General features: G+C 71.5%; 22 protein-coding genes. 5 read left to right on the top strand and 17 right to left on the bottom strand.

Going from position 1 to position 22,753, the window contains the following annotated elements; translation table 11 throughout:
- Window positions 1-329: 329 nt before the first annotated feature.
- Both tyrS and ACGFMK_RS32685 read right to left on the bottom strand, forming a co-directional pair.
- The gene (gene tyrS / locus ACGFMK_RS32690) at window positions 330-1,604 is read right to left on the bottom strand and encodes a tyrosine--tRNA ligase (RefSeq protein ID WP_392771450.1); all 1,275 of its coding nucleotides are present in this window, start codon (window positions 1,602-1,604) and stop codon (window positions 330-332) included.
- A 32-nt stretch (window positions 1,605-1,636) separates the two neighbouring features.
- Window positions 1,637-2,275, bottom strand: coding sequence for a DNA-3-methyladenine glycosylase (locus ACGFMK_RS32685; protein WP_392771447.1), 639 nt, complete (start codon window positions 2,273-2,275; stop codon window positions 1,637-1,639).
- A gap of 141 nt (window positions 2,276-2,416) precedes the next feature.
- Between ACGFMK_RS32685 and ACGFMK_RS32680 the strand changes: the two genes are divergently transcribed.
- The 3 genes from ACGFMK_RS32680 to ACGFMK_RS32670 are packed head-to-tail and all read left to right on the top strand — an operon-like array spanning window position 2,417 to window position 4,304.
- Window positions 2,417-2,977 (top strand): hypothetical protein, encoded by a 561-nt coding sequence (locus ACGFMK_RS32680; RefSeq protein WP_392771444.1) that lies wholly within the window; start codon window positions 2,417-2,419, stop codon window positions 2,975-2,977.
- The gene (locus ACGFMK_RS32675) at window positions 2,974-3,642 is read left to right on the top strand and encodes a DUF4166 domain-containing protein (protein ID WP_392771441.1); all 669 of its coding nucleotides are present in this window, start codon (window positions 2,974-2,976) and stop codon (window positions 3,640-3,642) included. The genes ACGFMK_RS32680 and ACGFMK_RS32675 overlap by 4 nt, the downstream gene beginning before the upstream one ends.
- Window positions 3,642-4,304 carry a TetR family transcriptional regulator gene (locus tag ACGFMK_RS32670; RefSeq protein WP_392771439.1) on the top strand — a complete coding sequence of 221 codons (663 nt, stop codon included), beginning with the start codon at window positions 3,642-3,644 and terminating at the stop codon, window positions 4,302-4,304. The genes ACGFMK_RS32675 and ACGFMK_RS32670 overlap by 1 nt, the downstream gene beginning before the upstream one ends.
- Before the next feature lie 18 nt (window positions 4,305-4,322).
- On the opposite strand, the gene argH is transcribed toward ACGFMK_RS32670, so the two are convergent.
- The 8 genes from argH to argC are packed head-to-tail and all read right to left on the bottom strand — an operon-like array spanning window position 4,323 to window position 12,256.
- On the bottom strand, window positions 4,323-5,738 hold the full coding sequence (gene argH, locus ACGFMK_RS32665) for an argininosuccinate lyase (protein ID WP_392771436.1): 1,416 nt from the start codon (window positions 5,736-5,738) through the stop codon (window positions 4,323-4,325).
- A 32-nt stretch (window positions 5,739-5,770) separates the two neighbouring features.
- Entirely contained in the window at window positions 5,771-6,508 is a 738-nt protein-coding gene (locus ACGFMK_RS32660) for a hypothetical protein (protein WP_392771433.1), read from the bottom strand.
- Window positions 6,505-7,017 carry an arginine repressor gene (locus ACGFMK_RS32655; protein ID WP_392771430.1) on the bottom strand — a complete coding sequence of 171 codons (513 nt, stop codon included), beginning with the start codon at window positions 7,015-7,017 and terminating at the stop codon, window positions 6,505-6,507. The genes ACGFMK_RS32660 and ACGFMK_RS32655 overlap by 4 nt, the downstream gene beginning before the upstream one ends.
- Window positions 7,014-7,955, bottom strand: coding sequence for an ornithine carbamoyltransferase (gene argF, locus ACGFMK_RS32650; protein ID WP_392771426.1), 942 nt, complete (start codon window positions 7,953-7,955; stop codon window positions 7,014-7,016). The genes ACGFMK_RS32655 and argF overlap by 4 nt, the downstream gene beginning before the upstream one ends.
- A complete protein-coding gene (locus ACGFMK_RS32645; RefSeq protein WP_392771424.1) occupies window positions 7,955-9,157 on the bottom strand; it encodes an acetylornithine transaminase in 1,203 nt (400 codons plus the stop codon). The genes argF and ACGFMK_RS32645 overlap by 1 nt, the downstream gene beginning before the upstream one ends.
- Window positions 9,154-10,074: an acetylglutamate kinase gene (gene argB / locus ACGFMK_RS32640; protein ID WP_392771422.1), complete on the bottom strand. Its 921-nt coding sequence runs from the start codon at window positions 10,072-10,074 to the stop codon at window positions 9,154-9,156. Before argB ends, ACGFMK_RS32645 begins: the two co-directional genes overlap by 4 nt.
- Entirely contained in the window at window positions 10,071-11,231 is a 1,161-nt protein-coding gene (gene argJ, locus ACGFMK_RS32635; RefSeq protein WP_392771420.1) for a bifunctional glutamate N-acetyltransferase/amino-acid acetyltransferase ArgJ, read from the bottom strand. Before argJ ends, argB begins: the two co-directional genes overlap by 4 nt.
- Window positions 11,228-12,256 carry an N-acetyl-gamma-glutamyl-phosphate reductase gene (gene argC, locus ACGFMK_RS32630; protein WP_392771417.1) on the bottom strand — a complete coding sequence of 343 codons (1,029 nt, stop codon included), beginning with the start codon at window positions 12,254-12,256 and terminating at the stop codon, window positions 11,228-11,230. Before argC ends, argJ begins: the two co-directional genes overlap by 4 nt.
- Window positions 12,257-12,363: 107 nt before the next feature.
- Here argC and ACGFMK_RS32625 point away from each other — a divergent pair, with 107 nt between their 5' ends.
- On the top strand, window positions 12,364-13,326 hold the full coding sequence (locus tag ACGFMK_RS32625) for a helix-turn-helix transcriptional regulator (RefSeq protein ID WP_392771415.1): 963 nt from the start codon (window positions 12,364-12,366) through the stop codon (window positions 13,324-13,326).
- A gap of 23 nt (window positions 13,327-13,349) precedes the next feature.
- Here the strand turns inward: ACGFMK_RS32625 and ACGFMK_RS32620 are convergent, their stop codons facing one another.
- The 3 genes from ACGFMK_RS32620 to ACGFMK_RS32610 form a co-directional block, all read right to left on the bottom strand.
- Entirely contained in the window at window positions 13,350-13,706 is a 357-nt protein-coding gene (locus ACGFMK_RS32620; RefSeq protein WP_392771414.1) for a hypothetical protein, read from the bottom strand.
- Between the two features lie 80 nt (window positions 13,707-13,786).
- A complete protein-coding gene (locus ACGFMK_RS32615; RefSeq protein ID WP_392771412.1) occupies window positions 13,787-14,284 on the bottom strand; it encodes a helix-turn-helix domain containing protein in 498 nt (165 codons plus the stop codon).
- Window positions 14,285-14,487: 203 nt separating this feature from the next.
- Entirely contained in the window at window positions 14,488-16,071 is a 1,584-nt protein-coding gene (locus ACGFMK_RS32610) for an alpha/beta hydrolase (RefSeq protein ID WP_392771410.1), read from the bottom strand.
- Window positions 16,072-16,264: 193 nt separating this feature from the next.
- Here ACGFMK_RS32610 and ACGFMK_RS32605 point away from each other — a divergent pair, with 193 nt between their 5' ends.
- On the top strand, window positions 16,265-16,954 hold the full coding sequence (locus ACGFMK_RS32605; RefSeq protein ID WP_392771408.1) for a DNA alkylation repair protein: 690 nt from the start codon (window positions 16,265-16,267) through the stop codon (window positions 16,952-16,954).
- 419 nt (window positions 16,955-17,373) lie between these two features.
- Here ACGFMK_RS32605 and pheT read toward each other — a convergent pair whose 3' ends face one another.
- The 4 genes from pheT to rplT form a co-directional block, all read right to left on the bottom strand.
- Window positions 17,374-19,938: a phenylalanine--tRNA ligase subunit beta gene (gene pheT / locus ACGFMK_RS32600; RefSeq protein ID WP_392771405.1), complete on the bottom strand. Its 2,565-nt coding sequence runs from the start codon at window positions 19,936-19,938 to the stop codon at window positions 17,374-17,376.
- Complete coding sequence (gene pheS, locus ACGFMK_RS32595; RefSeq protein ID WP_392771402.1) at window positions 19,938-21,002, bottom strand: phenylalanine--tRNA ligase subunit alpha; 1,065 nt, start codon at window positions 21,000-21,002, stop codon at window positions 19,938-19,940. The genes pheT and pheS overlap by 1 nt, the downstream gene beginning before the upstream one ends.
- Window positions 21,003-21,563: 561 nt before the next feature.
- Window positions 21,564-22,352 carry a TrmH family RNA methyltransferase gene (locus ACGFMK_RS32590; RefSeq protein WP_392771399.1) on the bottom strand — a complete coding sequence of 263 codons (789 nt, stop codon included), beginning with the start codon at window positions 22,350-22,352 and terminating at the stop codon, window positions 21,564-21,566.
- 23 nt (window positions 22,353-22,375) lie between these two features.
- Window positions 22,376-22,750 (bottom strand): 50S ribosomal protein L20, encoded by a 375-nt coding sequence (gene rplT, locus ACGFMK_RS32585; RefSeq protein WP_360688086.1) that lies wholly within the window; start codon window positions 22,748-22,750, stop codon window positions 22,376-22,378.
- Between the last annotated feature and the right edge of the window lie 3 nt (window positions 22,751-22,753).

Here is a 22,753-nt window from a genome sequence, read left to right as displayed (position 1 = left end):
TTTAATGCTCTCAAAGGAACCTCATACGAGGTTTCAAAACATAAGCTCTACTGGCTTAGTTCACTAGCACACTGTTGAGTTCTCAAGCAACACACCCCGGACAATCCCAGACCTCGCAAGGCCCGGCATCACCCGAAGCGGGTTATTCCTAGCAGTTTGTGTGGGACACCCACTCAATCGCTTCTGCGAGAGCTTGGTTCGTGTCCCGGCGGCCACCCGGTTTCCCTGGCGACTTGGAGAACTTTACATGGCCCTCCGGGGCCCGAAACAGGGGGGTACCTTAACCGCGTTCCCGCAGGTCAAGGCCCGGTTTCGGGCCCCGGAGCCGATCAGCTGCCGAGCGCGACGCCGGCGACGTTGCGCCGGCCTCGTCGGACGACGAGCCACTTGCCGTGGAGCGCGTCGCCCGCGGCGGGCTTCCACTCCTCGTCGGCGATCTTCACGTTGTTCACGTACGCGCCGCCCTCCTTCACCGTGCGGCGCGCGGCGCCCTTGCTGTCCACCAGTCCCCCGGCGAGCAGCAGGTCGACGATCGTCGGTTCGCCCGACGGGTCGACCTCGCCGTTGGGGACCTCGGCCATGGCCGCGTCGAGCGTGCGCCCGTCGAGGTCGGCCAGCTCACCGCGGCCGAACAGGGCCTGGCTGGCGTTGATCACCTGCCGGGTCTGGTCCTCCCCGTGCACGAGGGTGGTGAACTCCTCGGCCAGCCGCTTCTGCGCCGAGCGCAGGTGCGGGCGTTGTTCGGTGTCCTCGGCCAGGGCGGCGATCTCCTCCTGGTCGAGGAAGGTGAACATCCGCAGGTACCGGACCACGTCGGCGTCGCCCACGTTCACGAAGTACTGGTACCAGGCGTACGGCGAGGTCATCTCGGGGTCGAGCCACAGGTTCCCGCCGCCGGTGGACTTGCCGAACTTGCGGCCCTCGGCGTCGGTGACCAGCGGCGCGGTGAGCGCGTGGACGGCCGCCCCCTCGGTACGGCGGATCAGGTCGACGCCGCCGACGAGGTTGCCCCACTGGTCCGACCCGCCGACCTGCAGCTTGCACCCGTACTGGCGGTACAGCTGCTGGTAGTCCTGCGACTGCAGGAGCAGGTAGCTGAACTCGGTGTACGACATGCCGTCGCTCTCGAGCCGCCGCTTCACCGTCTCCCGGTTGAGCATGACGTTGATCGAGAAGTGCTTCCCGACGTCGCGCAGGAACTCCAGGACGTTCTGCTGGCCGGTCCAGTTGAGGTTGTTCTCGACGACCGCGCCGGTGGGGCTGTCGTCGAAGTCGACGAACCGCTCCAGCTGGCCGCGGATGCGCCCGGCCCACTCGGCGACGACGTCGAGCGTGTTCAGCGTGCGCTCACCGGTGTCGCGCGGGTCGCCGATCATCCCGGTCGCGCCGCCGGCCAGCACGATCGGCCGGTGCCCGGCGCGCTGGAAGCGCTTGAGCATGAGCAGCGGGACGAGGTTGCCGGCGTGCAGGCTGGGCGCGGTCGGGTCGAACCCGCAATAGAGCGTCACGGGACCCTGGTCGAGCTCGCGCCGGAGGGCGTCGATGTCGGTGGACTGCGCGATGAGGCCGCGCCAGGACAGCTCGTCGAGGATGTGTTCGCTCACGCCTGTAGATCCTCCCGCACCAGGTCAACCGACTAACTGGCGGGTCGGACCCGGCGCTTCCCGCCGCGGCGGTAGGTGGACACGGCCGGGGAGGCGCCGTCCCAGAACCGCCACGGCGTGTCGATCGCCGTCGCGACGCCGACGCGGGGACCGACCCGGATCCGCTCGGGCGGCACGCGCTCGCCGACGTGGAGGCGCACCGGCGACGCCGGATCGGTCAGGTCGACGCCGTTCTGCGCGCGGTCGACGCGCAGCACCGACGTGAGGATGGCCGGGCCCTTGGCCAGCTCGCCGGTCCCCCGGGCGTTGGGACGCCGCTTGCGGACGACGTCGAGCCCGGAGACGACTTCACCCGCGCGGAGCAGCACCGCGCCGGGCATGTCCTCGTGGGTGCCGACGACGTTGGCGCAGAAGTGCATCCCGTAGACGAAGTACACGTAGAGGTGACCGGCGGGACCCCACATGACGGCGTTGCGCGGGGTCCGGCCGCGGTAGCAGTGCGACGCCGGATCGTCCTCGCCGCGGTAGGCCTCGACCTCGACCAGGCGGACGCCGACGGTGCCGTCGGGACCGGTCGACTCGATGACGGAGCCGAGCAGCAGGTGGGCCAGGTCGACCGGGTCCAGGGCCAGTTCGTCGCGGGTGAACAACCGGCCTGCGTCGCCGCTCAAGCGTCCCCTCCTTCGGGAAGTTCCTGCGATGACCAGCCTAACCAGCGGGTCGCTGCGGGTATCTCGCCGACCCCTTGAGCGATCGCTCAAAACGCTCTACAGTCGATTTGAGCAGTCGCTCAAACTCTGAAGGGAGCCGGCATGCGACCGAAGTCGCTCTACGTCGAGGCCGTGATCCGCACGGACCTGGACACGCTGTGGCAGCACACCCAGGACCCGGCGCTGCACCGCCGCTGGGACCTCCGCTTCGCCGACATCAGCCCGATCGACGGCCACGACGGCCACTTCCGCTACGCCTCGAGGTTCCTCGGGGTGACGGTCACCGGCGTCGGGACCAGTGCGGCGTCGCGCACCTGGCCGGACGGCTCGCGCACGTCGGTGCTGCGGTTCGCCTCCGCCGACCCGCTGTCGCTGATCAGCGCGGGTGCCGGGTTCTGGCGCTATACGCCGGCCGGCGACGGCGTCCGGTTCGTCACCGGGTTCGACTACCGCACCCGCTGGGGCCGGTCCGGGCAGCTGGCGGACCGGGTCTTCCGGCCGGTGTTCGGGTGGTTGACGGCGTGGTCGTTCGACCGGCTCCGGCTCTGGCTCGAGACCGGCACCCCACCGGAGGAGCAGCCGCTGACCGCGCCGTCGGCCGCTCGCTGCGTCCGGACGCGCCCCCGTGACCGGGCGACTTCCCAGGTCGGGGCGCCCGCGTGACCGGGGTCCTGGAACGCGCGCTCGGCGCGGACTTCGCGAACCTGCACCCGCGGGTGCGGGAACGGCTCGCCCTGTGCGGCACGCGAGGCATGATCGGCCACGGCGTGATGGACCGGATCTGGCGCGGCCCGGGGTTCACGCTGCCGTTCCTGTGGCTCGGCTCGACCCGGCACATCCTGTTCCCCGAGCGGGGCCGGAACGTGCCGTTCACCATCGAGAACTACCCGTACGTGGACCGGCACGGCCGCGAAACGGTGTCGTTCGTGCGCACCTTCGAATTCCCGGGCCGGCGGCGGCGCTTCGACGCGCAGATGGTGCACAGCGCCGGGCGCGGGCTCGTCGACTACCTGGGGACGCACCAGCACCTGGCGGTGGACCTCGCCGTGTCGGCACGCCCGGACGGCGGGTTCCGGATCCGCTCCGGCGGGTTCCGGCTCCGCGAAGGGCCTCTGCGGGCGCGCCTGCCGCGGGCGCTCACCGGCACCGCGCAGGTCGACGAGTGGTTCGACGCGGCGAGCGGGCGGTTCCGGATCGAGGTCTCCGTCGTCCACTCGCGCTTCGGGCCGGTGTTCGGCTACGAAGGCAGCTTCGCTGCCCGGTTCGTCGACGTCGGCGGCGGGGTGAGCGGCGCGGTCAAACCGTTGCGTGAGAAGGTCATGCACTGATGAGCAGAAGCCGGAACCCCAGTTCGCAGGACACGAAACAGCGGCTCGTGGACGGCGTGCTGGAGGTCATCCGGCACCAGGGCATCACCGCCGTCTCCGCGCGGTCGGTCGCCGCCGCCTCAGGGGTGAACCAGGCACTGGTCTTCTACCACTTCGGCAGCGTCGAAGAGCTTGTCGCGCAGGCTTGCCTCACCACGACCGAAGCCCGGGTCGCGGGGTACCGCGACCGCTTCACCGAGGTGAGGACCCTCGGCGAGCTGCTGGCGCTGGGGCGCGAGATCCACGCCGGTGAACGCGCCGAGGGGAACATGGCGCTGCTGGCCCAGACCCTGGCCGGGGCGCAGGGCGGCGGCCGCCTCGCGGAGGCGACCCGCGAGGCGCTCGACAAGTGGATCTCCGAGGTCCGGACGACGCTGGAGCGCGTGCTCGCCGGCTCACCGCTGGTCGAGTTCGCCGATCCCGACGGGCTGGCCCGCGCCGTGTCGGCGGGCTTCCTCGGGCTGACGTTGTTCGAAGCGGTCGACCCCGGCGGCGCCGAGCGGGCCCTGACCGCGCTCGACCAGCTCGCCGCGCTCGTCGACGTCGTCGAGAACCTCGGCCCGGTCGCCACCCGGGCGTTCCGGGCGAAGCTGCGGAAGACCGGCCAGGCGCGCAACGCCTGACCGGCCTTCCGGCTCAGCTCAGTTCAGCCACTGGCGGGCCGCGGTGACCCGGTCTTCGAGCCGCGCACGCTGTTCGGCGACGCGAACGGGCGCCGTGCCACCCCGGGCGTCACGGGAGTTCACCGAGCCCTCGACGGTCAGGACCTCGCGCACCGCGGGCGTCAGGGCCGGGTTGATCTTCTCGAACTCTTCGTCGGTGAGCTCGTCCAGGCCGACCCCGCGGGACTCGGCGACGCGGACGCTCTCCCCCGCCGCTTCGTGCGCGACGCGGAACGGAACCCCTTGGCGCACCAGCCATTCCGCGATGTCGGTGGCCAGCGTGAACCCGGCCGGGGCCAGCTCGGCGAGCCGGTCGGTGTGGAAGGTCAGGGTCGCGAGCATGCCGGAGATGGCCGGGAACAGGAGCTCGAGCTGCTCGACCGAGTCGAACACCGGCTCCTTGTCCTCCTGCAGGTCCCGGTTGTAGGCCAGCGGCTGCGCCTTCAGCGTCGCCAGCAGGCCGGTGAGGTTGCCGATGAGCCGCCCCGCCTTGCCGCGGGTCAGCTCGGCGACGTCCGGGTTCTTCTTCTGCGGCATGATCGAGCTGCCGGTGGCCCAGGCGTCGTCGAGCGTCACGTAGCCGAACTCGGCGGTGTTCCAGATGATCACCTCTTCGGCGATCCGGGACAGGTTCACCGAGAGCATCGCGACGGCGAAGGCGAACTCGGCGACGAAGTCGCGCGAAGCGGTGCCGTCGATGGAGTTCTCGACGCTGGTCGTGAAACCGAGCTCTGCGGCGACCGCCTCCGGGTCGAGACCCAGCGACGAGCCGGCCAGCGCGCCCGAGCCGTACGGCGACTCGGCCGTGCGGGTGTCCCAGTCCTGCAGGCGGGAGACGTCGCGCAGCAGCGCCTGGCCGTGGGCCATCAGGTGGTGCGCGAGCAGCACCGGCTGGGCGTGCTGCAGGTGCGTGCGGCCGGGCAGGATCGCGTCCGGGTGCCGCCTGGCCTGCGACACGAGCGCGTCGATGACCTCGAGCGTGCCCGCGACGACCCGGCGGGCCGCGTCCCGCAGCCACATCCGGAAGAGGGTGGCCACCTGGTCGTTGCGCGAACGGCCGGCGCGCAGCTTGCCACCGAGCTCGGTCCCGGCCCGCTCCAGCAGGCCACGCTCGAGCGCGGTGTGGACGTCCTCGTCGGCGATCGTCGGGGTGAAGGCGCCCGAGGCGACGTCCTGGGCCAGCGTGTCCAGCGCGGACAGCATGCCGGTGAGCTCGTCTTCGGTGAGCAGGGCCGCCTTGCGCAGCACCCGGGCGTGCGCGCGGGACCCGGCGATGTCGTAGGGCGCCAGGCGCCAGTCGAAGTGCGTCGACGCGCTCAGCGCGGCCATGGCCTCCGCCGGACCGCTGGCGAACCGGCCGCCCCACAACTGGACCGGCTGCTCGTTCCCGCTCACTGTTCTCGCTTCTCCTAGATCTGTTTCGTGGTTCAGGCCTGTGCGGCGATCCTGCCGGGTCGCGTGCCGGCCTCGGCCGCGGGCTGGTCGTCGCGCGGTTCGAGGGCCGTGACACGGTCACCGTGCAGCAGCAGCCTCACGTCGCCGGTGACCGTCTCCTGGGCGTCGACGACGAAGCTGTCCAACGCGTGCTTCAGCGGTGAGAACCACTGGCCGTCGCGGACCAGGGTGGCCCATTCGCGGTCGACCTGCCGTTTGAACCGGGCCAGCCCGGGCTCGAGGGTGGCCCGCTCGAGCGCGCGGTGCGCCGTGACCAGCGCGAGCGCACCCGGCGCCGCGAACGTCCGCCCGTCCTCCGTCCGATGCTGTCCGGCGCCCTGCGCTGCCACCCGGCGGTTCAGCCTTCGGAGCGCCTCGGCGACCGAGACCGTCTCGCCGTCGACCGCCACCGGGACCCCGCGGTCGAAGGTGACGGTGACCTCCTCCGGAGCGAGGAACTCGCCTTCGGCGGGGAACCGCCACCGGTCGCCGGGCTCGACGACGTAACTCCAGAGGGTCCTTTCGACCGAGGAGGCACCAGGCACCGCGACCAGTGGCCAGGCCAGGTCGAAGACGAGCGCGTTGGCCTGGATCGCCGGGAGGCAGTGGTCTTCAGCGAACGTCTCGACGTCGCGGACGGACCCGCCGGCCGGCGGGTGGCCACCGGTCTCCCCGGCGAGCTTCGCAGCCGCCGAGGTGACCTCCCTGCCGGTACCGGCGAGCACGATCATGGCGTTCCTTCGTCTCCGTGTTCCGCGACCGAGCGCTGGGCCAGCGCGGCGAAGCGTTCGGCGAGTTCCTTGCCCGACAACGGTTCCCGGGCGATCACCGCGACGGTGTCGTCACCCGCGATCGACCCGACGACCTCTTCCAGCGCCGCCCGGTCGATGGCGCTGGCCAGGAACTGCGCCGCACCGGGCGGGGTTCGCAGCACCATCAGGTTGCCCGACGAGTCGGCCGAGACCATCAGTTCAGCCAGCAGCCGGGACAGGCGTGACGTGCCGCCCTGGACCCCGCGGACCGGGCTGCCGTCCTCGGGGATCACGTACACCGGCGCGCCGGAGTCCGGGCCGCGCAGCTTGACCGCGCCCAGCTCGTCGAGGTCGCGCGACAGCGTCGCCTGGGTGACCTCGATGCCTTCCGCGGCCAGGAGCTTCGCGAGCTCGGTCTGGCTGCGGATGGTCGTGGACGAGACCAGCTCGGTGATCCTGGCCTGCCGCCCGACCCGGCTGTTGCTCACGGCCGGCTCTTTTCGGATCGGCTCTCTTCGAACAGCCAGACGAGCAGGGCCTTCTGGGCGTGCAGCCGGTTCTCGGCCTCGTCCCACACCGCGCTGGCCGGGCCGTCGAGCACCTCGTCGGTGATCTCCCACCCGCGGTGCGCGGGCAGGCAGTGGAGCACGATCGCGTCGTCCGCCGCCTTCTTCAGCAGCTCGGTGTTGACCTGCAGGGCGCGGAACGGGCCGACCCGGTCGAGCCCGTCGTTCTCCTGCCCCATCGACGTCCAGGTGTCGGTGACGAGCACGTCGGCGCCGGCCACCGCGTCGTACGGGTCGGTGAACACCGTGGCCGTGCCGCCGGTCTCCTCGCCGCGGGTCTTGGCGTCGAGGACGACCTGCTGGTCGGGCTGGAACCCGAGCGGCGAGACCACGCGGACGTGCATCCCGGCCGTGACGCCGCCCAGCAGCAGCGAGTGCGCCATGTTGTTGGCGCCGTCACCGAGGTAGACGAGGGTGAGCCCGGCGAGCTCGCCCTTGCGCTCCCGGATCGTCATCAGGTCGGTGAGCACCTGGCACGGGTGGAACTCGTCGGTCAGCGCGTTGACCACCGGGATCGACGCGGCCGAAGCCATCGCCTCGATGCGCTTCTGCGCGAAGGTCCGCCACACGATCGCGTCGACGTACCGCGACAGCACGCGCGAGGTGTCCTCGATCGTCTCTTCGCGGCCCAGCTGCATGGACCGGCCGTCGACGATCACCGGGTGCCCGCCGAGCTGGCTGATGCCGACCTCGAACGAGAACCGGGTGCGCGTCGAGTTCTTCTCGAAGATCGCGGTGACGGACTTCCCGGCCAGCGCGCGGTTGCCGAGCGGGTCGGCCTTCAGCGCGTCGGCGAGGTCGAGGATGGCTTTCTGCTCGGCGGGGCTGACGTCGTCGTCGCGGAGGAAGTGGCGGGGCATCAGTCGGAGTCCTTCGTGGTGGAGTCGAGCGCGTTCGGAAGTGCGGCGAGGAAGCCCGCGGCCTGGTCGCCGTCGAGCACGAGCGGCGGCGCGAGCCGGACGGTGTCGGGCGCGACCGGGTTCACGAGGTACCCGGCGTCCTGGACGGCCTTGGCCACCGCCCCCGACACCGGCTGGCGCAACGCGATCCCGAGCAGCAGGCCGGCGCCGCGCACGCCGGCGACGAGCGGGTGGCCGAGCGCCTCGACCCCCGCGGCGATGTCCTTGCCCAGCGCGGAGACGTGGTCGAGGAGGTTGTCCGCGGCGATGGTCCGGAGCACGGCCAGCCCCGCCGCGCAGCAGACCGGGTTGCCACCGAAGGTGGTGCCGTGCTGGCCGGGTTTGAGCAGGTCGGCCGCCGCGCCGACGCCGATCACCGCGCCGAGCGGCAGGCCGCCGCCGAGGCCCTTGGCCAGGGTGATCACGTCCGGCACGATGCCGGCCTGCTGGTAGCCGAACCAGGTGCCCAGCCGGCCGAGGCCGGTCTGCACCTCGTCGAGCACCAGGAGCGTGCCGGTGGCCTTGGTGATCTCGCGCGCGGCCTGCAGGTAGCCGTCCGGCGCCGGGATCACGCCGGCCTCGCCGAGCACGGGCTCCAGGAACACGGCCGCGGTGTCGGTGTCGACCGCCGCTTTGAGCGCCGCGACGTCCCCGAAGGGCACGTGCTCGACACCGGGCACCAGCGGCTTGAACGGGTCGCGCTTGCCGGGCTGCCCGGTGAGCGTCAACGCGCCCATGGTCCGGCCGTGGAACGCGCCCTCGGCGGCGATCACCTTCGTGCGCCCGGTCAGCCGGCTGATCTTCAGCGCGGCTTCGTTCGCCTCGGCACCGGAGTTGACGAACAGCACCTTGCCGTTCCCGTGCAGGCCGGCGACGTCGAGCAGCGCCTCCGCCAGTTCGACGGCGACCGGGTTGACGTACAGGTTCGACGTGTGGCCCAGCTGCGAGATCTGCTCGGTGACGGCGCTGACGATCGCCGGGTGCGCGTGGCCGAGCGCGTTGACGGCGATGCCGCCGACCAGGTCGACGTACTCCTTGCCGTCGGCGTCCCACACCTTCGCGCCCTCGCCGCGGACCAGCGTCAGCGCGGGGGTGCCGTAGTTGTCCATCAGCGCGGACTTCCAGTGCTGCTGGCCATCCACATTGGACTTGAGGTCGGTCACGGGAGCTCCGTTTCGGGGAAGACCATGGTGCCGACGCCGCGGGAGGTGAAGACCTCGAGCAGCACCGAATGGGCGAGGCGGCCGTCGATCACGTGCGCCCGTCGGACGCCGCCGCGGATGGCGCGCACGCACGCCTCCATCTTCGGGATCATGCCGCTGGCCAGGCCGGGCAGCATCGGCTCGAGGTGGTCGACACGGATGCGGTCGATCAGCGACGAACGGTCCGGCCAGTTCGCGTAGAGGCCCTCGACGTCCGTGAGCACCACGAGCTTTTCGGCGCCCAGCGCGGCCGCCAGCGCTCCGGCGGCGGTGTCGGCGTTGACGTTGTGGACCACGCCGTCGATGTCCGGGGCGACCGTGGACACCACCGGGATGCGCCCGGCGTTGACGATGTCGAGCACCGCGTCCGGGTTGACCTCGGCGACCTCACCGACCAGGCCGATGTCGACTTGTTCACCGTCCACAGTGGCCTGTTTGCGCTCGGCGGTGAACAGCCGGGCGTCCTCGCCGGAGATGCCGACCGCGTACGGCCCGTGGGCGTTGATCAGCCCGACCAGCTCGCGGCTGACCTGCCCGGTGAGCACCATCCGGACGATGTCCATCGTCTCCGGCGTGGTGACCCGCAGGCCGCCCTTGAACTCGCCGGACACGCCGAGGCGGTTGAGCATCGCGGTGATCTGCGGGCCGCCGCCGTGCACGACGACCGGGCGCAGGCCGGCCAGGCGGAGGAACACCATGTCCTCGGCGAAGGCCGCCTTCAGGGTGTCGTCGATCATGGCGTTGCCGCCGTACTTCACGACGACCGTGGCGCCGTGGAACCGCTGCAGCCAAGGCAGCGCCTCGATGAGCACCCCGGCCTTTTCGGCCGCCGTCGCCAGTCTCTCGTCCGCGGAAATCAGAGCCTCCGAGCCGGTCATGAGGAGTACGCGCTGTTCTCTTCGACGTAACCGTGCGAAAGGTCCGTGGTGTAGATCATGGATTCGGCCGACCCGACACCCAGGTCGACGACGATGTTGATGGCCCGCCCGGTGAGGTCCGCTTCGGACCGGTCGGCGGCCGGCATCCCCTTGGCGAACAGGGTGACGCCGTTGACCGCGATCGACACGGTCTCCGGGTCGATGCGGGCCGGGACGCGGCCGAGCGCCATGGCGATCCGGCCCCAGTTCGGGTCGGAGCCGAACAGCGCCGTCTTGACCAGGTTGTCCTCGGCGATCGTGCGGGCGACCGCGATCGCGTCGGCCTCCGACTCGGCGCCCTGCACGGTGATGTCGACGTCCTTCGTCGCGCCTTCGGAGTCGGCGCGCAGCTGGAGCACCAGGTCGCGGCTGACGGTCGTGATGAGCTCGGCGAGCTCGGCCTCGGTGGGTTCCACGCCGCTGGCGCCGGAGGCCAGAACCAGGACGGTGTCGTTGGTGGACGTGCCGCCGTCGACGTCGAGGCGGTCGAAGGTGACGTGGGTGGCCGCGCGCAGGGCTCGGTCGAGGGTTTCCTTGTCCGCCACGGCGTCGGTGGTCAGCACCGAGAGCATGGTGGCGAGGTTCGGCGCGAGCATGCCGGCGCCCTTGGCGAACCCGCCGACGCTCCAGCCGGACTCGTGCTTCGCGAACGCCTGCTTGGGTTTCGTGTCCGTGGTCATCACGCCGGTGGCGGCGTTCAGGCTCGCCTGGTCGCTCGCTTCGAGGGCCGCAACGGCGGTGCCGACCCCGGCCAGCACCGCGTCCATCGGCAGGCGTTCGCCGATCAGGCCGGTCGAGCAGACGGCGACCTCGATCGCCCCGGCGCCGAGCGCCTCGGCGACCTTCTCGGCCGTGGCGTGGGTGTCCTGGAAGCCGCCGGGGCCGGTGGCCGCGTTGGCCCCACCCGAGTTGAGGACGACGGCCTTGAGCCGCTGCTGCTTCAGCACCTCCTGCGACCACAGCACCGGCGCGGCCTTGATCACGTTGCGGGTGAACACGCCCGCCGCGACGTCGAGCGGGCCGTCGTTGACGACCAGCGTGAAGTCGAGCGCGCCGGATGCCTTGATCCCGGCGGCGACGCCGGCGGCGCGGAAGCCCTGAGGGCCGGTGACGGTCACGGTGCCACTCCTACGGTGGAAAGCCCGGTGGTTTCGGGGAGGCCGAGGGCCAGGTTCATCGACTGGACGGCACCGCCGGCGGTGCCCTTGGTCAGGTTGTCGATCGCGGCGACGACGACCAGTCGCCCCGCGTCGGCGTCCACCGTGACCTGCAGCTGGACGTTGTTCGAGCCGAGCGTCGCCGAGGTGGTCGGCCACGCGCCTTCGGGCAGGAGCTGGACGAACGGCTCCGCGTCGTAGGCCTTCTCGTAGACCTCGCGGGCGGCCGCCGCGTCGACGCCCCCCTTCAGCCGGGCGCTCGCCGTGGTGAGGATGCCGCGCGGCATCGGGGCTAGTACCGGGGTGAAGGACACGGTGACGCGCTCGCCCGCCACGGCGGAGAGGTTCTGCGCGAACTCCGGGGTGTGGCGGTGGGCGCCGCCGACGCCGTACGCGCTCGCCGAGCCCATCACCTCGGAGCCGAGCAGGTTCGGCTTCAGGCTCTTGCCGGCGCCGGAGGTGCCGGTGACCGCGACGACGGTCACGTCCGGTTCGACCAGGCCGGCCTCCAGTGCGGGAGCGAGGGCGAGCGAACCACCGGTCGGGAAGCAGCCCGGCACGGCGACGCGCTTCGTGCCGGCGAGCTTCTCGCGTGCGCCCGGGAGTTCGGGGAGGCCGTACGGCCACTGACCGGCGTGGTCGCCGCCGTACCAGCGATGCCAGTCGGCGGGGTCGCCCAGCCGGTGGTCGGCGCCGAGGTCGACCACCAGGACGTCCGGGCCGAGCTGCGCCGCGAGCGCCGCCGAGTGACCGTGGGGCAGGGCCAGGAAAACGACGTCGTGGCCGGCGAGGGTCTCCGGCGTCGTCTCCGCCAGGACGCGGTCGGCCAGGGGGACCAGGTGTGGCTGGTGGACGCCGAGCTTCGTGCCGGCGCTGCTGGCCGCCGTCAGCGCGCCGATCTCGACCTCGGGATGGGTCAGCAGCAGGCGCAGGAGTTCGCCGCCCGCGTACCCGCTGGCTCCGGCCACCGCGATGTTCACCGTCATACGCATGATTATGCACGCCCTTGCAAGGCTAAACAAACAGGATTACCCGGGAAGTGGTGCCCGCCACCGCGCGGCACCGGGAACGGGGCTCTTGGGATGCTGTGCCGATGACGGACACCCCGGCGCGGCTGCTCGGCCTGCTTTCGCTGCTCCAGATCCCGCGGGAGTGGCCCGGCAGCGAACTGGCCGACCGGCTCGGGGTCAGCCCGCGCACGATCCGCCGCGACGTCGAGCGGCTGCGCGAACTCGGCTATCCGGTCGAGGCGAGCCGAGGTGTCATGGGCGGCTACCGGCTGGTCGCCGGCACCGCGATGCCGCCCCTCGTGCTCGACGACGACGAAGCCGTCGCGATCGCCGTGGGTCTGCGGACCGCCGCCGGCCAGACCGTCGACGGCATCGAAGAGGCGTCCGTGCGGGCGCTGGCCAAGCTCGAGCAGATCCTGCCCGCGCGGCTGCGCCGCCGGGTGGGCACGATCGGCACCGCGACGATCGCGGTGCCGGCCACCGGACCCGCCGTCGACCCGGCGCAGCTGACCGCGTTCGCCGGCGCGATCACCAACCACGAGACGGTCCGGTTCCGCTACCGCGCGGCCGACGGGGCCGAGAGCCGGCGCCGAGCCGAGCCGCTGCGGCTGGTCGCCGCCGGCCGGCGCTGGTACCTGGTCGCCTTCGACCTCGACCGGGACGACTGGCGGGTCTTCCGCGCCGACCGCGTCCGCGACGCGCAGGCGACCGGCGGGCGCATCGCCCCGCGCCGGCCTCCCGCCACGGACCTGGCGGCCTACGTCCTCGATCGCCTCTACGACCTCGCGCCCACCTACCAGGCGGTGGCGGTCCTGGCGGCCCCGGCGGACGAGCTCGCACAGCGGCTCGGTTCGGCGGTCGGCGAGCTCGTGCCGCTGGACGACGGCGGCTGCCGGTGGCGCAGCCACGCGGACACCCTGGACTGGCTCGCGTTCCGACTGCTCGGGCTGGGGTGCGCGTTCACCGTCGAGGAACCGCCGGAACTGGTGGCGCACTTGAAGGTCCTCGCCACCCGCGCGCTGACGGGCGCGGGCGTGACGGCCTGAGCCATCGCTCGGCACGGCGGGCACTACGCACCGGCCTTGGGCGGGTAGGCGGTGCCGTCCTGCGGGTCGTACAGGACCAGGCCATACCGCTGGGCCAGCTCTTGGACGTACTCGACGACGGCGTCGGAGCAGGACCAGCTCATCGACATGACCACGCCGTCACCGGCGACGGTCAGGGCCGTCGACCACGGGCAGCTGCCGAGCTCGCCGGCCGGCACGTCGGCCAGTTCCGGGTAGCGGGCGGTCAACTCCCGGTGGAACGCGACGGCCCGGGGATGGCGCTCCAGGACCAGCGATTCGAGGGTCGTCAGCTCCGCGTACTTGCCGGGCGCTTCTTCGGCGGTCGTGGACTCGTGCCAGACAGCCAGATCGAAACTCATCAGGACAACTCCTTCGGGTGAAGAAACGGGATGGCCGCAGTGGCGGGCCGGCCCACGCCAGGACCGGCCCGCCACCGGGCTCAGCCCGGTTCACCCCCGTCGAGGTCCGTGCGCTTGCTGGGCGGCACGGGCAGGTAGCAGCCCGGGTTCTCCGGGTCGCAGCCCACACGCGGCAGCCGGGCGCGGATACCGCCGGGGGTGCGCTCGAAGTACGCCGCGATCTCCGCGACGCTCTCGCCCGCCACCCACCGGCTCTCCAGCTCGGCGTCCATCTCGTCGTTCCACGGGCGACCCTGCTGAGCGGCCCGGCCCGCGGATCTTCGCCGCGGCGACCGCCCGCCGCCGGTCACGGACAGCAGGCCGTCCGTGATCAGGTCGGCGACCGTCGCGGCCACGTCGAGGTCCAGGTCGAGACTGCCCTCGGCGACCGGTTCGCCGCCCGGGCCGCCGGCTTCCAGGGTGATCATCACCCTGGTGTTCGGTTCGGCGCGGTCGTCGTCCGTCCTGGTCGAGACCGCGATCTGGTAGATGGTTTCCTGTGCCCGGATCTCGGTCCGGCGCTCTTCGATGATCGACATGCCACGAAGCTAGCGCGCACCCCCGACAATTTTCGGGCACGCACCGCTCACGGCCGACTCCGCTCCGAAATTGTCGGACCCTTCCCCTAGCGTCCTCGTCGACCACACCACGTCATCGGGAGGCGACGATGAGACACCGGCGGACAAGACGGTGCCCCGGTCCGGACGAGCCGGACCGGGGCACCGGGTTGCGACTGTTTCGCTCAGAAGTGCAGCAGCTGGGCCAAAGTGCTCTGCTTCTCCTGAGCCGCCTTCGCGGAGCTGTCCGACTTCTGCGCCGCGGCGCCGTCGGGCACCGGCGGCGGAACCGGGCTGCACTGGACATCGGAGTGGTTGCCGGGCTGCCGCTTCGGCAGCTTGCCGGTGGCCAGGTAGTCGGCGATCCGGTCGTCCACACAGGACACCCCGGACAGCGAGCCGGCGTGCGTGGTGCCACCCGGCGCGCTGATCAGGCTCGAGTTCGGGTACCGCTTCCGGACCTCGAGGCTGCCCGGGTACGGCGTCGCGGCGTCGAGCTCCTCACTGATGAGGAGGGCGCCGGCGACCTTGCTGCCGTTGATGTCGACGGGCTTGCCCGCCTTCGCCGGCCAGTACACGCAGGGCGCGTTGAACCAGGCGTTGCCCCAGGTCTCGAACGGAGCCTTGGCGTAGGTCAGCCAGTTGTCGACCCGCCACTTGTTCCAGTTCGTCGGCCACTGGACGTCGGTGCACTGCACACCCAGGTAGACGGCGAAACCGTTGTCGTCGCCGGGCGGGTTCGAGTCGTCGTAGAGCGCCTTCAGCGTCTGCCAGTCACCCTTGTGGACGTACCCGTCGAAGGCCTTGGCCATGTCGACCCAGCCGAAGACGTAGTAGCCGGCCTGCAGGAAGACGTCGGTCCACTCGTCACCGCCGATGACCCCGCCCGCCGGGTTCTTGGCGAGCTTGCGCTGGGTGTCGTACCACAGCTTCTCCACCGCGGCGCCGGTCTTGCCCAGGTGGTAGACGCTGTCGTAGGACGCCAGCCAGTCGAAGTAGATCTTGATGTTCTTGTCGAACGCGACGTCTTGGTCGAGGTTGGCCTGGTACCAGACCTTCCGCGGGTCGACGTTGCCGTCCAGCACCATCCGGCGGACGTTCTTCGGGTACATCGTGCTGTACACCTGGCCGAGGTAGGTGCCGTAGGAGAAGCCGTAGTAGTTGATCTGCTTCTCGCCCAGCGCCTTGCGCAGGCTGTCCATGTCCTGCGCGACGTCGGTCGTCTTGATGTGGTCGAGGATCGCGCCGTTCTTGCGGCAGGCGTCCGCGTAGCCCTTCGAGCGGTCGAGCCAGGTCTTCTCCAGCTTCGGCGTGGTCGGCACGTACGCCGGCCGGTCGTAGCTGAAGTAGTTCCCGTCGCAGCTGATCGACGGCTTGCTGGACCCGACACCCCGCGGGTCGAAGCCGATCCAGTCGTAGTTGTCACCCGCGTGGTTCGGCACGTACTTGCCGAGCACCGAAAGCCCCAGGCCCGACCCGCCCGGGCCGCCCGGGTTCACCAGCATGATCCCCTGGGACTGCGCGGTCTTGTGCTTGATCCGCGACACCGCGACGGAGACCTTCTGGCCCCCCGGCCGGGCGTAGTCCATCGGCACTTCGAGGAAGCCGCATTCGGCACCCGCGGCCTTGAGGTTCGCCGAGTCGCATGGCCCCCAGGCGATCGGCGCGGGGCTGAACTGCACCCCAGGGTCCGCCGAGGCGGCGGGCGCGGCGGCCATCAGCCCGGCCGCGAGACCCGCGGCGGCGACAGCGGCAACGATTCTTTTCACAGTCGTCCTTTTCGTCCGCATTCGACAGAGTTCGCCAGATTTCGACGAAACTACCGGCAACCCTGCACAATCTCGCTGACCGCCACGACTTCCGCCATCCGCCTTTCGTCGGTACCTGGCCGGGCCGCCGAGCTTTCGGAACTGTCAGTGGCCGTGGGTACGCTCCGGGCGACCGAGCACGGCGGGAGGGCGGATGGCCGCGGACGAACGGCTGGTCAAGGCGGTCCGTACCGGGTTGGCCGAGCTGGCCGATCCGGTGAAAGCACCGGCGATGCAGGCGTACATGAAGTCGGCCATGCCGTCTCGCGGAGTGGCCAAACCGGAGCGGAGCGTGCTCCTCAAGCGAGTGCTCGCCGACCACATACTGCCCGATCGAGTGACATATTCGGCGACCGTGCTGGCGCTGTGGCGGGAAGCCGAATTCCGGGAAGAGCGCTACGCGGCTCTCGATCTTTCCGGATATCGCGAGTACCGGCGGTGGCAGGATCCCGGGCTGATCCCGATGTACGAGGAAATGATCGTCACCGGCGCCTGGTGGGACCACGTCGACGAGCTCGCCATCCGGCGGGTGGGCCCGATCCTGCGATCCGCCCGCGGCGAGGTCACGCCGATCATGCTGCGCTGGGCGGCCGGCCCCGACCTCTGGCGACGACGCACGGCGATCATCTGCCAGGTGGGCGCCAAGGAGGACACCGACACGGACCTGCTCACCCGGACGATCGAATCCGCGATCGCCGAGCCGGAGTTCTTCCTGCGCAAGGGAATCGGCTGGGCACTGCGCGACTACGCGAAGACCTCACCGGACTGGGTGCGCTCCTTCGTGGACGATCATCCGGGCTTGTCGGGACTGTCCCGCCGGGAGGCGCTCAAGCACATCGGGTGACGGTCATCCCGGACGAAGGGGTCGGCTCCGCCACCGCGCAGCTCGCCGGAGCGGCGGCTCGCGTACTCGGTCAGCTGGTTCGCGCACCGGAGGAGTCGGCCGCGCACCGGGACCCGCGATCCACGTACCTGGACGGTCGCTTCGCGCACCCGGACGGTCGGATCGCGTACCTGAAGGGTCGGTTCGCGCACCCAGACCGTCGGCTCGCGTGCCCGGATGGTCGGCTTGCGTCCTGGCGGGCCGGCTTAGGTGCCCGAGCGGGCGGCTTGCGGGGCCGGTGCACGGATGGTGGTGCCGGGATCGGGCGGCGTCGCGTAGTGCTGACCACCGTGGCCTTGGAGCGAGCAGGCTGGTCTGGACGTGGAGGAGGGGCCGGTTTCCCGGCCCCTCCTCGACAGCGACAGCGTTGTGCGCGAGTGTCAGCCGCGCAGGGTTGCTTCGAAGCGTTCACCTGCTGCGGCGACTGCGGCGTCGCGGGCCTTCGTCGCCTCGTCCACCGTCAGGGTGCGGTCCGGCGCGCGGAAGCGCAGCTTGTAGGCCAGCGACTTCTTGCCCTCGCCGACCTGCTCGCCGGCGTACGCGTCGAACAGCGTGATGTCCTCGAGCAGCTCGCCCGCTCCGCCGCGCAGGACCGCGGCGAGGTCGCCCGACGGCACGTCCGCGGCCACGACCAGCGCGACGTCGAGCAGCACCGGCGGGTAGCCGGACACGCTCGGCGCCGGGCGGGAGTCCGGCAGCGGGATCGCGTCGAGGTCCAGCTCCATCGCCACGGTGCGCGGCGGCAGGCCGAGCGCCTCGACGACCTTCGGGTGCAGCTCACCCGCGTGCCCGACCGGCCAGTCGCCGACCCGCAGCTGGGCGCAGCGGCCCGGGTGCCACGGCGGCAGGTCGGTGGCCTGCGTGGTCAGCTCGACCCCGGCGGCCTCCGCGATCGTCCGGGCGGCCTGCACCGCGTCGGCCCAGCCGGCCTGGTCGCCGCCGCCCCACCAGCCCGCGCGGTGGCGCTGGCCGGCGAGCACGACGGCGACGTGCACCGGCTGCGGCGGCACGGCCGCCTCGAGCACGGCCAGTTCCTCGTCGGTCGGCCGCCGGTCGACGCCGAGGTCCGGCATCTTCAGCGGGTTCGGGGCGGGCAGCACGACCTGCCCGACCTGGAACAGCGCGACGTCCTTCATCCCGCGCGACACGTTGCGCTGCAACGTGTCCAGCAGCCCCGGCAGGAGCGTGGTGGCCAGCTTGTTGCGGTCGGCCTCCAGCGGGTTGCGGACCACGACGGCGTTGCGGCGGACGTCGTCCTCCGGCAGCCCGAAGGCGTCCCACACCGCGTCGCCGACGAACGGGAACGGCCGCACCTCGACGTACCCGACCTCGGCCAGGGCCCGCGAGACACTGCGGCTGCGCCGCTGGGAGTCGGTCAGGCCACGGCCGGCGGGGGCGGCGGGCAGGACCGACGGGATGCTGTCGTAGCCCTCCAGCCGCAGCACCTCTTCGACGAGGTCGGCGGGCTGGCGCAGGTCGCCGCGCCAGCTCGGCGGGATCGCGGTGACCTGACCGGTGCCGTCGTCGCCGGTGCTGACCGAGACCTTGCAGCCGATCTGGCTCAGCCGGCGCACGGTCACGCCACGCTGGTAGCTCACGCCCGCGACCCGGTCGGGCAGGTTGATCGGCATCACGACCGGCGGGTTCGGCTCGACCACGCCCACGTCGGTGCGGCCGGGCCGGATACCGGCGTCGCCGTACTGGCGCAGCAGGCGGGCGGCCAGCTCCACGGCCGCCGCACAGAGCTGCGGGTCGGTGAACCGCTCGAACCGCTTGGCCGCCTCGGAGAACAGCTTGTGGCGCCGGGCGGTGCGGCTGATCGAGGCCGGGTTCCAGTGCGCCGCCTCGAGCAGCACGTCGGTGCTCTCCGGCGTGATCTCCGTGCTCGCGCCACCCATGGTGCCGGCGAGCGAGATGACGCCGCTGTCGTCGGCGATGACCACGTCGTCCGGGTCGAGGGTGCGCTCGACGTCGTCCAAAGTGGTCAGCTTCTCGCCCGGCTTCGCCTTGCGCACCACCAAGTCGCCCTGGACGGCCTTGGTGGCGAACGCGTGCAGCGGGTGCCCGAGCTCGAGCATCACGTAGTTCGTGACGTCGACGGCCAGGGAGATGGAGCGGATGCCGGCCAGCATCAGCCGCCGCCGCATCCACCACGGGGTCGGCGCGGTCGCGTCGAGGCCGGTGACCCGGCGCAGCACGAACCGCGGGCAGCCCTCTGGGTCCTCGACGTGCACCGGCCACGCGTCACCCTCGGCCGCTGGGACCTCCAGCAGCGCCGGGTCGCCGAAGGGCACGTCGAGGGCGTTCGACAGCTCGCGCGCCAGGCCGCGGATCGACAGCGCGTAGCCGCGGTCCGGGGTCGGCGCGAGCTCGATCACCGTGTCGTTCAGGGCGAGCAGCTCATGGGCGTCGTCGCCCGGGCTCGCGGTGCCCGGCGGCAGCACCAGGATGCCGGTGTGGTCCTCGCCGAGGCCGAGCTCGCGCGCCGAGCAGATCATGCCGTCGCTGATGCGGCCGTAGGTCTTGCGGGAGGCGATGGCGAAGTCGCCCGGCAGCACCGCGCCGGGCAGCGCGACGACGACCAGGTCGCCCTCGGTGAAGTTGCGCGCGCCGCAGATGATGCCGCGGGTCTTGATGCCGTGCGGGCCCTCGTCGAACTCGCCGGACTCTTCGTCGTCCTCGTCTTCGTCGTCGTCTTCGGGCTCGTCGTCGTCCTCGGCGACCTCGCCGACGTCGACGCGGCAGAAGCGGACCGGCTTCTTGAACTCGGTCAGTTCCTCGATCTCGGCCACGCGGCCGACCACCAGCGGGCCGGTCACCGGCCCGAGCTCACTGAGGTCGTCGACCTCGATCCCGATCCGCACGAACGCGTCGGCCAGGTCCTGCGGCGTGACCTCGCTGCCCACGTCGAGGTGTTCGGTCAGCCAGCTGACTGGGACTCGCACTACGCCTCCGTTCCGAAGGGAAGGGTGAAGCGGACGTCGCCTTCCACCATGTCGCGCATGTCCGGGATCCCGTTGCGGAACTGCAGGGTGCGCTCGATGCCCATGCCGAAGGCGAAGCCCGAGTACACCTCGGGGTCGACGCCGCAGGCGCGCAGCACGTTCGGGTTGACCATGCCGCAGCCGCCCCACTCGACCCAGCCGGGGCCGCCCTTCTTCTCCTCGAACCAGACGTCCACCTCGGCGGAGGGCTCGGTGAACGGGAAGAAGTGCGGGCGCAGCCGGGTCTTGGAACTCTCGCCGAACATCGCGCGGGCGAAGGCGTCGAGCGTGCCCTTGAGGTGCGCCATGGTGATGCCCTTGTCCACCGCGAGGCCCTCGACCTGGGTGAACACCGGGGTGTGGGTGGAGTCGAGCTCGTCGGTGCGGTACGTCCGGCCGGGGCACACGACGTACACCGGCAGGTCGCGGTGCAGCAGGGTGCGGGCCTGGACCGGCGAGGTGTGCGTGCGCAGCACCAGGCCGGAGTCCTCTTCGCCGACGTAGAAGGTGTCCTGCAGCTGGCGCGCGGGGTGGTCCTTGCCGAAGTTCAGCGCGTCGAAGTTGAACCACTCGGCTTCGAGCTCCGGGCCCTCGGCGACCTCGTAGCCCATCGCGATGAACGCGTCGGCGACGCGCTCGGAGATGGTGCTGATGGGGTGCCGGGCGCCGCGCGGGACGCGGTCCCACGGGAGGGTGACGTCGACGGCCTCGTCACGCAGCACGCGCTCGTCACGCTCCGCCTGGAGCTCGGCGCGGCGGGTGTCGAACGCCGACTGGACGGCCCGGCGGGCCTCGTTGACGCGCTTGCCCGCTTCGGCCTTCTCCTGCTTGGGCAGGGCGCCGATCTCGCGGCGCGCCAGCAGCAGGGGCGAGTGGTCACCGAGATGCGCGGGCTTGACCTCGGCCAGCACATCGAGCCCGGTGGCGGCGGCGAACGCCGCTTCGGCGGCCTTGACGGCCTCCTGCAGCGTCTCGGGGGCGAGAACCGCGCCGCCCTGGGCTTCGTTCTCCTTGGCTCCGGACATAACTCCTCGGCGTCCGCTGGGACTGGTCGTTCGTGCTCCGCCGCACAACGCGGCGCACGAGAGGTCAAAGGCAAGAAAAGTCTATGGGATCGGGTCGGGGTGCCCGTGGTCGCCCTCGGGGCGCGCCGGTGGCGGGCCTGACGGGCCTGAACGATGACCAGGCCGGGTGCCCGGGAATCCGGTCACAGCAGGTGAACCGCTGGTGGGCGCGCGGCGCGTGGCCGGCGAGCGGACGGCGGGTTGATCGGCTGCCAGGGCTTCGCGAAGAGGCCATGCCGCGTGGGTGAGACGGGGCGATGCACTCGGCTGAGCGGCAGGTGAGCCGGCGAGGAGGAGGGGCGACGACGCGAGCGAGCCGCGCGACGACGGAGGCGCGATAGCGACGGACTGACCCGCGTGACAACGGAGGTGCACCAGGCGCGAGCCAGGCCATGCGATGACAGAACTGCGGCTTGCAGGCGAGCGCCGCAGGCCGCGGGACCTTGAGCTGCGGTGGCGGCCATCGCGGCGGGTAGACGGGACCATTTGCTCAGCGGCGGGCAGGCATCGCCGGGCCACGTCTCAGCGGTGGGCGGCCATCGCGGTCGTGTACACGCAAACCGCCGCCGCCGTGGCCAGGTTGAGGCTCTCCGCCTTGCCGTACAGCGGGATGCGGACCGCGAGGTCGGTCGCGGACAGGACGTCTTCGGGCAGGCCGTGGGCCTCGTTGCCGAACACCCAGGCCGTCGGCTCGGTGAGGTCCACCCGATCGAGTTCCGCGTCGGCGTAGCCGTGGGCCGCGAGCGTGCGCAGGCCGGCCGCCGAGCAGGCGGCCAGGGCCGCCGGGACGTCTCGGACCCGGGTGATCGGGACGTGGAACAGGCTGCCCGCCGCGGCCCGGACGCACTTGCCGTTGTGGGGGTCGACCGTGTCGCCCGCCAGGACGACCGCGTCGGCGCCCGCCGCGTCCGCCACGCGGATCACCGTGCCCGCGTTGCCCGGGTCGGCGACGTCCACGAGGACCACCACCAGGCGGGCGGCCGGAGTCACCGCCGTCTCGAGTGGACGGTCGAGCAGCGCGCACACCGCCACGATGCCTTGGGGCGTCACGGTTTCGGACAGGCCGTCGGCAGCACGATCGGTGATCGGTGAGACCAGGACGCCGGCCGCGCGGGCCGCGTCCACCAGGTTCGCGTGCTGGGCCGCCGCGCGGGACGTCACGAAGAGCTCGTGCACGCCACCCGCGGCCAGTGCCGCTTCGACCGCGTTGGCGCCTTCGGCCAGGAAGCGGCCGGTCTTGTCGCGGTCCGCGCGCCGCGTGAGCTTGCGCGCAGCAACGACCCGGGGGGTCCGTTCGGTGAACGGATCCACCCCGGGCCGGGGAAAGCTGCCGGTCAGGCCGACTTCGCTTCGGTGTTCACGTTGGCCTTGGCGAGCTCGGCCAGCGCGGTGAAGGCCACGGCGTCGTTGACGGCGAGGTCCGCGAGGATCTTGCGGTCGACCTCGACACCCGCGGCCTTGATGCCCTGGATGAACCGGTTGTAGGTCACGCCGTTCGCGCGGGCGGCCGCGTTGATGCGGGTGACCCACAGGCGGCGGAAGTCACCCTTGCGGGCACGACGGTCCCGGTAGGCGTAGTTGAGCGAGTGAAGCGTCTGCTCCTTGGCCTTGCGGTACAGCCGCGAACGCTGGCCGCGGTAGCCGCTGGCCAGTTCGAGAGTTGCGCGACGCTTCTTCTGGGCGTTGACCGCCCGCTTGACGCGTGCCACGGG

This window comes from Amycolatopsis sp. NPDC049252, assembly GCF_043197175.1.
Lineage (GTDB): Bacteria > Actinomycetota > Actinomycetes > Mycobacteriales > Pseudonocardiaceae > Amycolatopsis.
Note: the sequence above shows the minus strand (reverse complement) of the source record. Positions and strands in the feature narration are given on the sequence as shown.